8 protein-coding genes are annotated in these 14,461 nt (G+C 48.9%); 7 read left to right on the plus strand and 1 reads right to left on the minus strand.

The window, feature by feature from the left end:
• Nucleotides 1-6: 6 nt before the first annotated feature.
• Entirely contained in the window at nucleotides 7-1,923 is a 1,917-nt protein-coding gene (locus C3B51_RS11135) for a putative bifunctional diguanylate cyclase/phosphodiesterase (RefSeq protein ID WP_130245087.1), read from the minus strand.
• 466 nt (nucleotides 1,924-2,389) lie between these two features.
• On the opposite strand from C3B51_RS11135, the gene C3B51_RS11140 reads away from it, so the two are divergent.
• Genes C3B51_RS11140 through C3B51_RS11170 form a run of 7 tightly spaced genes read left to right on the plus strand, consistent with a single transcriptional unit; the run spans nucleotide 2,390 to nucleotide 14,366 of the window.
• Nucleotides 2,390-2,692, plus strand: coding sequence for an isoamylase early set domain-containing protein (locus C3B51_RS11140; RefSeq protein ID WP_125718211.1), 303 nt, complete (start codon nucleotides 2,390-2,392; stop codon nucleotides 2,690-2,692).
• 5 nt (nucleotides 2,693-2,697) lie between these two features.
• Nucleotides 2,698-4,680 carry a 4-alpha-glucanotransferase gene (malQ, locus tag C3B51_RS11145; protein WP_130245088.1) on the plus strand — a complete coding sequence of 661 codons (1,983 nt, stop codon included), beginning with the start codon at nucleotides 2,698-2,700 and terminating at the stop codon, nucleotides 4,678-4,680.
• Nucleotides 4,677-6,905: a 1,4-alpha-glucan branching protein GlgB gene (glgB, locus tag C3B51_RS11150; RefSeq protein ID WP_130245089.1), complete on the plus strand. Its 2,229-nt coding sequence runs from the start codon at nucleotides 4,677-4,679 to the stop codon at nucleotides 6,903-6,905. Before malQ ends, glgB begins: the two co-directional genes overlap by 4 nt.
• Entirely contained in the window at nucleotides 6,905-9,004 is a 2,100-nt protein-coding gene (gene glgX / locus C3B51_RS11155) for a glycogen debranching protein GlgX (RefSeq protein ID WP_130245090.1), read from the plus strand. Before glgB ends, glgX begins: the two co-directional genes overlap by 1 nt.
• A complete protein-coding gene (locus tag C3B51_RS11160) occupies nucleotides 8,997-11,480 on the plus strand; it encodes a glycogen/starch/alpha-glucan phosphorylase (RefSeq protein WP_130245091.1) in 2,484 nt (827 codons plus the stop codon). The genes glgX and C3B51_RS11160 overlap by 8 nt, the downstream gene beginning before the upstream one ends.
• A gap of 32 nt (nucleotides 11,481-11,512) precedes the next feature.
• Complete coding sequence (gene glgC, locus C3B51_RS11165; protein ID WP_046005261.1) at nucleotides 11,513-12,814, plus strand: glucose-1-phosphate adenylyltransferase; 1,302 nt, start codon at nucleotides 11,513-11,515, stop codon at nucleotides 12,812-12,814.
• 10 nt (nucleotides 12,815-12,824) lie between these two features.
• Nucleotides 12,825-14,366 carry a glycogen synthase gene (locus tag C3B51_RS11170; protein WP_130245092.1) on the plus strand — a complete coding sequence of 514 codons (1,542 nt, stop codon included), beginning with the start codon at nucleotides 12,825-12,827 and terminating at the stop codon, nucleotides 14,364-14,366.
• Nucleotides 14,367-14,461 lie beyond the last annotated feature (95 nt).

Here is a 14,461-nt window from a genome sequence, read left to right on the forward strand (position 1 = left end):
GGTTGCTTAGCTGGACGACTCAGGTAACCATACGCTGGTGCCGGTGGACGCGATATGGTTCATATTGCTTTTCAGCACTTTGTTGCCAACCCGGCTGGAGGTTTCCGGACGACTGACCAGATACCCCTGAACACACCGTATCCCCATCTGTTTAACTAACTCAAACTGGTCGACCTGCTCAACCCCTTCGGCAACAATTTTGAGGTCGAGCTGTGCGCCCAGCTCACTGATGGAGTTAAGGATCTTATAGTATTTGGGGTTGTCTTTAGCCTGTGAAATAAACAGCTTGTCGATTTTGATCACATCAATTGGTAAGTCCGCCAGGGTGCTGAGCGAGCTAAACCCGGTGCCAAAATCGTCAATGGCGATGGTGACCCCAGCTGAGCGACAACGCTCAAGCTGTGCAATGATTTCATCACTAGCAGTGATAAGCGTTGACTCCGTGATCTCCAGCATCAGTGAAGTCGGCGGTAAGCCGGTTTTTTCTAATGCAGCCATCACCCAGTCAAAAATTGCACGGTGCTTGAGCTGGATCCCGGATACATTTACCGAGATGCGCACGCGCTTCATACCTGCATTGTGCCAGGCGGACATTTGCCGACAGGACTCCAGCAAGATCCAGTCCCCAAGATCCAGGATCAGGTTCGACTCTTCCGCAATGGGAATAAACTCAGACGGGGGGATCAGGCCCTCTATCGGATGGTGCCAGCGTGCCAGTGCTTCAAAGTAGTCAATAGAGCAATCTTCAACATGCACTATGGGTTGAAACGATAAGTGGAAGTTTTGCGAGGCAATGGCCAGGCGCAGTTCTTCTAACAGGTAATGATAGCGCCTAATTTTATTGCCCATTTCGGGGGAGTAAACCCGAAATATCCCGCGACCATCCGTTTTAGCACGGTACATAGCAACGTCTGACATTTGTAGTAGTGCATTGGGTGTGGCGGCGCTGTCGGGATAGACAGCAATACCGATACTGGCACTAATCTTCACCAGCTTATTGCCGAGCACAAAGTCGCGCTCAATCTCGCCAAGTATGGTCTGAGCGACTTCGGTACAAAACCCGGTATCTTTAAGGTCGGGAATAAAAATAGAAAACTCATCTCCGCCAAGTCGCGAGAGGTTTTGATCAAGCCCATGTACGGCATGCAGTGCCTGCAACTGATACTGACGCACCACCTGACATAAACGCTCAGCAACCTGGATCAATATCTCATCACCAAAACTATGTCCGAACGAATCGTTTACTTGCTTAAAACCATCAAGGTCAATAAACAGCAGGCCGCACTTGCTTTGCTGTTGTTCTGCCATTGCGAGCTCATTGCTGATGTGCTCAATATAGGCATGACGGTCTATCAGTTTCGTGAGCTTATCCTGAAAGACATGGCTGTCGGTGTTGATCTTAATACGCTGGATATTGCTTGCGATGGCGTGTACAGCATGACTGATCTGGGCAACAGTGCCGCCAATCGGCAATGCTTTGTAATCAATTTCCAGGCCACTAATAATATCTTTGAGGTCCCTGTCAATGTCGGTCAGAGCTTTCGAGCGGGTATGTTGCAATCTTAACTCACGCAGTCTGGTGAGTGCCAGTATTAGCATCACCATAACCAGTAACAGCAAAACTGGCGATGAAAACACGCGCGTCATGACCTGTTTAACGGAGGCCGAAGTGGCTTCTGTTTGGCTGCGTTTCAGTAGCACATGGGTTTCTTCGTTCACCTGCAAAAAACGTTGATCCGCCAGCAAGAAAGCGTACCAGGGCATATATTCTGACTGGGCACCGATAGGTTGTGTGTGCAGCGGTATAGTGGTGCGACCAGTTTGTAGGTCAACCACATGCTTTGTAAACAGCAAGCTAACAACAATGCTAATCACGACAAAACAGACAATACAGGTTGCTATATTTTTAAAAACACTTTGCATGATTGAGCGTATCCACCTACCTAAAGAAAATCGTCCCTGCCAGGAGCAGTAAGTATACTATAAATAAGCCCTAAGTATGACATGTTTTACACCTAATTCGGGGTGCCACCAATCGCAGCTCAGTGCCTGTGAGTATTGTAATTAATTAATACCGCTTTGCTGTGTTTGAGATCAAGTATCAATTAAATTCACTTTACACGAGAATAGTTCTCACCTAACTTTTTAACAAGTTTTGGCGCGTTTATTGCCCGTATACTAATATACAGGCAGTTGTGCCAGCTTTCTAAGTGAAAATCACCACATTAGTGCAAGGCTGGACTGTCATTGCACTGTAATGAAGCGTACACACTGTATGTAGACAATGAGCAATTATGCTTTGTAGTTTCACAGCATCCGTAAGTCTAGCTGTAACGGGCACGGCACTGTGGCAAGGATAAACAACCTAGCGGTTTTTTTGGAGCCCACAATGTTAACTAAGCGTTTTTTCAAAACAAAAAACGAAGCGGAAGTCACGTTTGAAATCATTCATCCTGAAGCGATAAAAGTCGAGCTGGTGGCAGAGTTCAACGACTGGCAGCCTCTGACGATGAAATTCAATAAGAAAGACAAACGATTTAAGCTCAAGCACCGCTTACCCACGGGTCACGAATACCACTTTAGATACTTAATTGATGGAGAGCATTGGGATAACGATGACCAGGCCGATGGCTATGTGCCAAATGGCTTTGGTACACAAAACAGCGTCGTTGATACTCACAAGCAGGCCTGATAACAATGCAAGGGCTGGAACAGCTGTTCTACTTGCATGGCATAGGCTTTGATTACACCAAATATAATGGTGAGCACGTCTATTTTGACCATGCAACTCGGGTCGACGCATTGCGCTGCTGTGGTGTTGATACTGACGATGAATCCCATATTGCCGAGCTAAACTTTTTGCTGGATGTTAAACCCTGGCTTGAGGTTGTCGATGAGGTCGTACTTTCCGAGGCCGAAACCGGGTGTTTTTCGTTAAAAGTCCCGCAAAGTGCTCGTCATTCGTCGGTGGTAATTCAAATACCAGAGCTCGCTTTGAGCACCAGCTTTGCGCTTTCTCAGGCCGAGGTGTGTGGTGATTATCATTACAACGGACAGATTTATCTGGACCTGAAAATCAGCGTAGGAGAGTTACCCGTCGGGTATTTTAATACCCAGATTGAAGGAGTGTTTGGCACTAAAACGACTGAACTATGGTCGGTACCTAAACGTTGTTATGCCATAGAGCAAGACGATGTTAAGCGCACAGGCTTATCGCTCCAGCTTTATACATTACGCAGCGAGCGCAACGCAGGTGTGGGGGACTTTCGCGATCTACATCAGGTGATCTCCAGCGCCGCAATGACGCATTGCGACTTTATTTTGCTAAACCCTTTGCACTTACTGTTTGAATCAGAACCGGAGCGCGCAAGTCCATACAGCCCGTCACATCGTTGCCTGATCAATCCTTTATATATTGCATTAGATTGGGCGGTTGACACCTTACGCGAAGACTTTCAACTGAGCATAGACGAAGCACTTGGCTCTGCACAAAACGAGTGTGCTCAAAACTACATTGATTACAGTGCGGTTGGTAAAGCGAAATATGCCGTGCTGACGTATTTGTTTGATGAATGCAAAGCTGTGCCGGCTGTGCGCCAAGCTCTGAGCGAGTTCAAACACGACAAGGAGCAAACTCTGAGCCACAGTGAACTCACTGAGCGTGAGTGGTTTATGCAGTGGCTTGCACATCGTCAGCTCGCAGCTTGTCAGTTACATGCCCGGCAAGAGGGGATGGCCATAGGCCTCATCAACGATCTGGCCGTTGGCTGCGCACAAGAAGGCGATGAGTTTATGCACAATGAACCCTTATTTGCCAAAGGCGCAAACGTCGGCGCGCCGCCAGACCCCTGGGCTGAAGCCGGTCAGAATTGGGGGTTGCCAGCGCTGAATCCAATTAAAATCAAACAGCACAACTACGCGTATTTTCGCTCACTGGTGCGCAGCAACATGGCGTCTTTTGGTGCGCTACGTATTGATCATGTGATGGCAATACGGCGTTTGTGGTGGTGTTTTGAGTCGCAGGGTAAGCAGGACGGGTGCTACATCTATTATCCCTTTGAACATTTACTGGCGATTTTAAAGATCGAATCTCATCTGAACCGGGCCATGGTGATAGGTGAAGATCTTGGCATAGTGCCGCCGGAAGTCTCTGCCGCTATGAGTGATGCCAATCTCTACGGCAACATTTTAATGTATTTTGCCAAAGATCACCTGGGCCAGTTTAAGCCAGTCGAGGAGTATCGTGCAGATACCTTACTGATGGTTGCTAACCATGATGTGGCACCGTTTAGTGCCTGGTGGTGCCATACTGACATTAGCCTCAAACTAGATTACCAGCTGTGCAGTGAACAAGAAGCAAAGGAGATGGTCAAGGCTCGCGAAGAGGATAAGGCCAGGCTACTAACCTGGCTGGGGCTGGATAGTACGCATGATACACATCAGCTCAGTGATGCACACAATATTTACGCTGCCATAGTTAAAAAGCTTGCGGCAAGTCCGAGTAAATTGCTGGCAATCCAGTTGGATGATCTGGAGCAACAGCAGTTACCAGTGAATATTCCCGGTACAGATCGTGAGTACCCCAACTGGCGCCGTCGACTGGCAATCCCGGCTGAGCAGACTTTAGAGCAAAACAGTCATTTAATGAAAGAGATAAAAAGGATCAGAGAGCAGGCATGAATTCAGCAAGTAAATCGCCCATTATTACCCATGACTACGCAGCACAAATTTCGGCCCTGGATAGCGGATGTTTTCGTGATCCCTTCTCTTTTCTTGGTCTGCATAACAGCGCGGAAGGCTCTGTTATTCGTGTGTACATGCCCGGCGCACTGACTGTGTCAGTCAATGTTGAGCACCAAACCAGTGCCATGCAGCGTATTGATGACTCAGCTTTGTTTGTGCTGGCATTCAGCACTAAGGTGTCCTCAGGATACCATTTGACGATTGAATTTCCCGATACTGTCATTTCTACGCGCGATGTCTATGACTTTAGTAGTGCGCTGGACGAGTCTGCGATGTATTTGTTCAACGAAGGGTCGCTTGAGCATGGTTACTTGCATTTTGGAGCTCGTCCGCTGACTCATCAGAGTTGCGAAGGCACGCAGTTTTGCGTCTGGGCACCGAATGCGCGCAGTGTCTCTGTGATTGGCGAGTTTAATCATTGGCAGCCATGCCAGCACTTTATGCGCTTTCATCCGGCCAGTGGTGTGTGGGATTTGTTTGTGCCACATATTAAGGCTGAGCAAGGCTACAAATACGCTATCGTCGGTGTGGATGGCGAAGTGACTGAGCGCGCCGACCCTTATGCGGTTAAAATGCAGCAAGCCCCCGGTACCGCCAGTGTGATCCAGCCGGCTCAACAGAGCATGCCGCTGAGTGATGCTGATCAAGCACGACGTCGACAGCGCAATGCGATTGACGCGCCCATTGCCATTTATGAAGTGCATTTGGGCTCGTGGAAGCGCCGGTATGATGAGGATAACCGCTACCTGACTTATCGTGAGCTGGCAGATGATTTATTACCCTATGTTAAGGCGCTGGGGTTTTCTCATGTGCAGCTTATGCCAATTAGCGAGTATCCCTTTGACGGTTCGTGGGGATATCAGCCCGTGGGGCTTTTTGCGCCGACCAGCCGCTTTGGCTCTTTAGATGACTTTCGCTATTTCGTAGCTCAGTGTGCAGAGCTAGACCTGGGTATTCTGATTGACTGGGTACCGGGGCACTTTCCGTCTGATCCCCATGGTTTACATCGCTTTGACGGCACGCACCTGTATGAGCACGCGGACAGCCGTCAGGGCTATCATCCTGACTGGAACACGTATATTTATAACTACGAACGCCCGGAAGTAAAAAGTTACCTGCTTTCTAATGCAAACTACTGGCTTGATGTGTTTAAACTGGATGGATTAAGGGTCGATGCGGTTGCCTCTATGCTGTATCTGGATTACTCGCGCAACGATGGTGAATGGATCCCCAACCAGTTTGGCGGCAGAGAAAACCTTGGCGCGATAGACTGTATCAGAGCAGTCAATACCCGCAGCTATGGTCGCCATCCACACATTATGATGGTCGCCGAGGAATCTACGGCCTGGCCGGGGGTGACTCAGGCGGTGGATCATAATGGATTGGGATTTGGCTATAAGTGGAACATGGGTTGGATGAACGACAGCCTGAGTTACATGCAAAGAGATCCCATTCACAGAAAGTACCATCATCATGAGATGACTTTTTCTATGGCCTATGCTTACTCAGAAAACTATATTTTGCCGCTGAGCCACGATGAAGTCGTGCATGGCAAGGGCGCACTGCTGAGTAAAATGCCCGGCGACGACTGGCAACAGTTTGCCAACCTGCGCGCTTACTATGGCTTTATGTACGCACACCCGGGCAAGAAGCTGCTGTTTATGGGCAGTGAATTGGCTCCGCGCACTGAGTGGGATCATAACCAGGGGTTGGACTGGTCTTTGCTTGAGTCGCCGCCGCACCTAGGGATTTATCAAACAATCAAGGCACTCAATCATCTGTACCGCGATACACCGGCTTTGTATGAGCTCGATAATTCGCCATGTGGTTTTCAGTGGATTGACTGTCACAACGGTGAGCAGTCGGTGCTGAGTTTTGCCCGCTTCGGCAAATCCAGTAACGACTTACTGGTGGTCGTTAGCCATTTTACCCCACAGGTTCTGCACTGCTATCGTATTGGGGTGCCCCGTGGTGGTATTTATCGCGTGGTCTTTAACTCCGACGACAGCAGTTTGTATGGCAGTGGCACAACGCCGGTTGCACACCAACAGCAAATGGTCCAGAGCAAGGCCATCGCCAGCCATGGTTTTGAGCACAGCATTGAAATCACCATCGGGCCATTGAGTACCATCTATTTGCAATACATGAGTGCAGACGCCTGATGTTAACGTCACACCGGGGCCAACCTTCACCACTGGGCAGCTCACTGCATGATCAGGGCGTTAACTTTGCTGTCTATGCCCCTGGTGCAAAGGAGGTACAGCTGTGCCTGTTTGACCAAAGTGGCCATAGTGAAATAGCCAAGATCACTATGTATCGCCATGAGGGCGGGCTGTGGTCTGTGTTTGTCTCGCCACTGCGCGCCGGGGCTTTGTACGGCTTTCGCGCTGCAGGTCGGTATGCGCCCGAAAAAGGCATGTTATTCAATCATCATAAGTTACTGTTAGACCCGTATTGCAAAGATTTTCATGGCGAGTTTACCTGGAGTGAACGGCATTTTTGCCATTTGCCAGTAGGTACACTTAATCCAAGTGATAATGCCGTCGATATGCCCAAATCTTGCGTTACGGATATTGAGCCATATGAAGGCGCCAGGCCGGATATACCTTGGTCAAAAACCTTGATCTATGAGTGCCATGTCAGAGGTGCGACTAAACAATGTGAGTTTGTGCCAAAGCCTCTGCGCGGCAAGTTTTTGGGCCTGAGCCACAGTAACTTCATTGCGCACCTGGCCAGTCTGGGAGTGACAACCATTGAGTTACTACCTTGTCATGCCTTTATTTCAGAGCAATTTTTAACAACCAAGGGGTTGAAAAACTACTGGGGTTATAACTCTTTAAGTTTTTTTGTTCCGCACAAAGACTTCCTGATAGACGGGATGATTAGCGAGTTTCAGCAAATGGTTCGCGATCTTCATCGCGCCGGGATTGAGGTGATCCTGGATGTTGTCTACAACCATACTGCGGAAGGGGGCCTTGATGGACCCACTTTGTCGCTCAAGGGGCTCAATAATACGGGTTATTATCGTATGGTGGGTGAGCAAGCCCAATATATAAACGACACCGGTTGTGGCAACACCCTCAATATTGACGATCCCTACACTTTGAAACTGGTGATGGATAGCCTTAGATACTGGGTTGAATTTATGGGCGTTGATGGCTTTAGGTTTGACCTGGCAACCATACTGGCTCGCACTGAGCATGGCTTTAATTCGCAGCACAGTTTCTTACAGGCAATGGCACAAGACCCCGTACTTAGCAAGGTTAAGCTGATTGCCGAGCCCTGGGATGTGGGTCCCGGTGGGTATCAGTTGGGCGGATTTCCATCGCCCTGGCGGGAGTGGAATGACAAATACCGGGATACGGTCAGGCGCTTTTGGCGTGGCGACGCCGGAACCTTGTCTGAACTTGCGAAAAGAGTTCATGGCTCTCATGAATTATTTGAACATAATCAACGCGGGCCACTCAACTCGGTGAACTTTATCACCAGCCATGATGGCTTTACGCTTGCCGACTGGGTGAGCTATGAGCAAAAACACAATTTTGCCAATGGTGAAGACAACCGTGATGGCCACAGTGAAAACCTTTCATTTAACTGTGGTGTAGAGGGTCAAACCGAGCATCAACACATACTGGCATTGAGGCACCAAATTCAAAAAAGCGCACTCATTACATTAATGATGTCTAAGGGGGTGCCTATGTTGGCCGCGGGCACGGAAATTGCGCATTCGCAACAGGGCAATAATAATGCGTATTGTCAGGACAATCAGATTAATTGGTTGAGCTGGCCTCAGAGTATTTCTGAGCGTTGCAGCCAAAACCGAAGTGCAAAAGGTAGCTGGGGCAGTGACGAAGCAAGTACCTTGTGCGCCCTAATTGCAAGGCTTCAGGAAATACGCTGCCAGTACGCGATATTTCATCACCCGTTTTATATTCACACCCAGGATGAGCGGTTCAATATCAGCTGGTTCAACAAAGACGCACGTCCGATGTCGGAGGGCGACTGGCACGACAGCCACAATAAAACGCTGATCTACATGTTGACCGACACGCTAAGAAAGCAAAGTCTGCTGGTGATTTTACATGCCGGCAGTAACGATGTGGCGGTGAAACTACCTGTCATAGCGGGGGGTGTATGGAAACTAACACTTAGCTCTGCGCCCCCCACAGAAACCATCGAACAAGGCCACCAGACCCAATCCCTGAGTGCACACAGTGCCTGGGTATATCAATCTCATAACGAGGATCTCAAAAATGACTAAGAAAACGTCAAATGTGTGTGTCGTAAAGCATTGGCAAGAAGCCCCAAAACTGGATGAAAGCACGCTGGCTGATGATTTAATGCGCCATTTTTACTACACCCTGGGGCGTGACAAGGTTGGAGATTCTAAACATTATTTGTTCCAGGCACTGGCGTTGACGGTCCGGGATCGTCTAGTTGCAAGGTGCAGGGCAACCAATCAGTATCTGGCAGACAACCAATGCAAACGGGCGGCCTACTTATCTCTTGAGTTTTTAATGGGCAGGGCTTTGGGCAACGCGGTACTGAGTCTGGATCTGGAAAAACAAACCCGTGAAGCACTCAAAGAGTATTGCACTGAGTTTGAATACGTGGAGCAGGCTGAACATGATGCGGGCCTGGGTAATGGTGGTTTGGGTCGTCTGGCAGCGTGTTTTTTGGATAGTTGTGCAACACTGGCATTGCCTGTTATTGGCTATGGGATCCGCTATGAATACGGCATGTTCAATCAGTCACTGGATCAGGGCTTTCAGGTCGAGCAGCCCGATAACTGGTTACGTGAAGGACACCCCTGGGAAATGCCGGCACCAGAGCAAGCCAGAGTGATCAAGTTTTTTGGTCATGTTGAGGCACATCAGGACAAACAGGGTCGTACTCATCGCATGTGGGTGAATACGCAGGATGTGCTGGCGGTACCCTATGATGTGCCCATTCCAGGATACCGCAATGGCGTTGTGAATACACTCAGGTTATGGAAGTCAGAAGCGACGGATGAGTTTAATTTAAAGGAATTCAACGCTGGCAGCTATTCTGAAGCCGTTGCGAAGAAAAACCTGGCTGAGCAAATCACTATGGTCCTGTACCCCAATGACAGCAGTGAAAATGGTAAAGAGCTTAGACTAAGACAGCAGTATTTTCTGTCCAGTGCCAGCTTGCAGGACATACTTCATCAGTGGGTTGAGCAGCATGGCACGGACTTTAGTGGGTTTGCTGACTTGCATGTTTTTCAGCTTAATGACACGCACCCAAGCATAGCAGTCGCAGAACTGATGAGGTTGCTGGTGGACGAACATGAGCTTGAGTGGGAGCAGGCCTGGACTATCACGACCTCAACCATGGCATACACCAACCATACTTTGCTGCCTGAGGCACTGGAAAAATGGTCTGTGTCTTTGTTTGCCCGTCTGCTGCCGAGATTATTAGAAGTCATCTACGAAATTAATGCCCGCTTTTTGTCTGAAGTGGCATTGATGTGGCCCGGAGATATGGAAAAACAACGTGCATTGTCGCTCATCGAAGAGGGCGACCATCCGCAGATCCGCATGGCTTATCTGGCAATTGTAGGGAGCTTCTCGGTCAATGGTGTGGCGGCGCTGCACACTGAGTTACTTAAATCGGGGCTGTTCCATGATTTTTACCAGCTCTGGCCTGCCAAATTTAACAACAAAACCAATGGCGTTACTCCCAGACGCTGGCTAGCTTATTGTAACCCTTCTCTGGCGGCGTTAATTACCAGCAAAATTGGCGAGACCTGGCAAGCGGATTATGCCGAAATCAAGGCACTGCGGCGTTATTACGATGACAGAGCTTTCCAGAGCCAGTGGCAGGTAGTCAAGCAGGGCAATAAAGAAAAGCTTGCAAAACTGGTAAAAGCGCGCTGTGATGTGGAGTTCGACCCGAGTATGATGTTTGATGTTCAGGTCAAGCGCATCCACGAATATAAACGCCAGCTGCTTAACATCCTGCATGTGATTTCATTGTACGACCGTATTCGCCGTGGCGAGACCCAGGGCATGGTGCCACGCTGCGTCTTGTTTGGCGGTAAGGCGGCCCCCGGTTATGCCATGGCCAAGCTGGTCATCAAATTGATCAATAATGTGGCGAACGTAGTCAATAAAGACGCCCAGGCCAGATCGCTTCTGAGAGTCGCTTTCTTCCCAAACTACAATGTCACCGCCATGGAAACCATTTGTGCCGCGACCGATCTGTCTCAACAAATCTCGACGGCAGGTAAAGAAGCCTCGGGCACGGGTAACATGAAATTCATGATGAACGGCGCACTGACCATAGGCACGCTGGATGGCGCCAACATTGAGATCAGAGAACAGGTAGGCGCGGATAACTTTTTCCTGTTTGGTGCAACCGCGCAACAAGCCGACGAAGTGCGCCAACACTATGATCCTAATGCCATAATTCAATCCAGCCAGGCACTAAGTAATACCATGGCGCTGCTGGAAAGTGGCCACTTTAATCTATTTGAACCCGGAATTTTCAACGACATCATTGCTGCCATTCGTAGCCCTCACGATCCCTGGTTGGTTGCACACGACTTCGACAGTTATCTCGAAGCGCAACAACGTGCCGCAGAAACCTATCAGGATCAGTCCCAGTGGTTACGAATGAGCATACTTAACACGGCCGCTAGTGGCAGTTTTTCTAGCGATCGCACTATTCAACAATATTGTGACGATATTTGGCGCTTAACCCCAATGCAGTAGATCGTAGATAGACTTTTTAATGGAGATAATGAATGCCCAGTTATGCAAACCGATATATTAGTAACCTGACCAGAGAAACCTATGCACTGATCCTGGCGGGTGGTCGTGGTAGCAGGCTGCATGAGCTGACCGACTGGAGAGCAAAGCCCGCGGTATATTTTGGAGGCAAACACAGAATAATAGACTTTCCGTTATCAAATTGTATTAACTCGGGTATTCGCCGGGTTGGCATAGCAACACAGTACAAGTCACACTCTTTGATCCGCCATGTCAATCGCGCCTGGGGTCATTTTAAGAAAGAGCTGGGAGAATCAGTCGAGATTTTGCCGGCCTCTCAGCGCTATGGAGATGAGTGGTACTGTGGTACCGCAGATGCGGTATTCCAGAATATGGATATCATTCGTCACGAGTTACCTAAATACGTCATGATCTTGTCCGGCGACCATGTCTATCGGATGGACTATGGTGCGTTACTGGCCAAGCATGTCGAAACCGGTGCGGATATGACGGTGTGTTGTATTGAAGTGCCGTGTGAGGATGCGGCAAATACCTTCGGGGTTATGACTGTTGATGAAAACAAGCGGGTGCGTCGTTTTGATGAAAAGCCCGCTGCACCGAGCGAAATCCCAGGCAAGCCCGGGGTATGCCTGGCCTCCATGGGGAATTATGTCTTCAATACCGAGTTTCTATTTGAGCAGTTAAAGGAAGATGCCGAGCGCGAAGGTTCTGGTCGCGACTTTGGCCATGATATCATCCCGGCCATTATTGAAGAGCATAATGTATTTGCATTTCCGTTTCGTGATCCCAGCCATCCAGGTCAGCCTTATTGGCGTGACGTTGGTACCATAGATTCATTCTGGGAAGCGAATATGGAGCTGGTGTCGCCTCAGCCTCAGCTTGACTTGTACGATCCAAGCTGGCCAATCTGGACTTATCAGGAGCAGCTACCGCCTGCAAAATTCATTTTTGATGATGACGAGCGTCGTGGCATGGCGGTCGACTCTACCGTGTCTGGTGGCTGTATTATTTCAGGCTCCAGAGTGCGTAAATCTCTCTTATTTTCAAATGTTCACGTACACTCTTACTGTGAAATTGACGGGGCAGTTGTGCTGCCTGGTGTGGTGATTGAGCGCCACTGTCGGATCCGAAATGCGATTATTGATCGAAGTTGTCATATTCCTGAAGGAATGGAAATAGGCTATGACCAGGCGAAGGATAAAAGAAACGGTTTCAGAGTTTCTAAAAACGGCATAGTGCTGGTGACCCGTGATATGCTAGCCGCATTAGAAAAGCAACAGCAGCTGTTGGCGGGTCAAAACCAGGAAACGGCGTAAAGGGACAAACATGCATGTAGTTATGGTGGCAGCGGAAAACGACCGTCTGCCAAGTTGTAAAGTAGGTGGTGTTGCGGATGTGATCCGCGACATTCCTTATGCACTGGCAGAGCAGCAGGTCCGCTGCTCTGTGATTGTGCCAGATTATGGTCAGTATGCACTGAACCGTGAATTTGTTGCAGACATTGCAGTACCTTTTAAGCAGCACTTAGAAACGGCAACTTTGTGGCGGGTGGCCAGCGACTCGGGTGTTGAACAATATGTGGTCTCTCACTCTTTGTTTTCACACCACGGTGGGTCCATTTATTGTAATGATGGCGACCAGCCCTTTGCGACAGATGCGAATAAGTTTGCGCTGTTTTGCGCTGCGGTGAGTGAGCTGTTAGAACATCAGATGATAGGGCCGGTCGATATACTGCATTTGCACGACTGGCATGCGGCTGTGGTGGCGGTATTGAAAACCTTCAGCCCCCGGTTTGTGAATCTAAAGCAAATTAAAACCGTGTATACGGTACATAACCTGGCCTTACAGGGGATCCGCCCGTTTAAACATGATGACTCTAGCCTGGAATCCTGGTTTCCGACTTTGAGCTATGACGGCAGCCGGATCTGCGATCACCTCTATCCACATTGCTTCAATCCAATGCGTGCAGCAATCAACCTTGTTGATAAAGTACACCTGGTATCGCCCACCTATTGTGAGGAAGTGCAGCATAGCAGCGACCATGAAAGCGGCTTTTTTGGCGGTGAAGGGCTTGAAAACGATATGCAGGCAGCAGCAAGAACGGGCAGGTTGGCAGGGATCCTAAATGGTTGTATTTATCCAAGCCACGAAGAACAAACGCAAGATCTCACTTTGAGTCAGTATTGTGATTTGGCTGAACAATCGCTGTTTGTCTGGATGTCTAACGGGGAAGCGCTGAAACCAGCACATTATATCGCCCACCAAAGAGTCATTCAGTGGCGTCAGCAATCTACTTTTCGTCGTCCACTGGTAACCAGCGTCGGACGTTTAACGGATCAAAAAGCTCTGCTATTGAGACAGCCAAAGGATGGGCAACTCATACTGGATAGTGTAGCGACCTTAATTAATGAGTACGGCGGGGTATTGGTTATTTTGGGGTCTGGCGATCCACATTTAGAGTATTTGTTTACTCAGGTTATGGCCCGCAATGAAAATGTCTTGTATTTGCAAGGGTATGGACAGGAACTCGGCGATCATTTATATGATTTAGGTGATCTGTTCCTGATGCCCAGCTCGTTTGAGCCTTGCGGGATCAGCCAAATGCTTGCAATGCGTGCAGGTCAACCTTGCCTGGCCCATCAGGTGGGTGGGCTTAAGGATACGATTGACCATGAGCGAACCGGGTTTTTGTTTGCAGGCAGGACGCTGGACGAGCAGTCGCAGCAACTGCTGGCGGGTTTACAACAGGCGCTCGATATTCACCGTAATGAGCCACAAAGATATCTTGAAATAAAGGCCAATGCGCGGACACAGCGTTTCAGTTGGGATGCCATTGCAAGCCAATATATTGAGAAATTGTATGAGTAGGTGTTTGCCTGCTCCCTCAGCTTTCGACTATTCTAATACATTAATGTTTTAGTTTGATGTTTTTTCTAATGAAATGGGGTTAAAATATTCCCCAT

The organism is Pseudoalteromonas rubra (assembly GCF_004212645.1).
GTDB lineage: Bacteria > Pseudomonadota > Gammaproteobacteria > Enterobacterales > Alteromonadaceae > Pseudoalteromonas > Pseudoalteromonas rubra_G.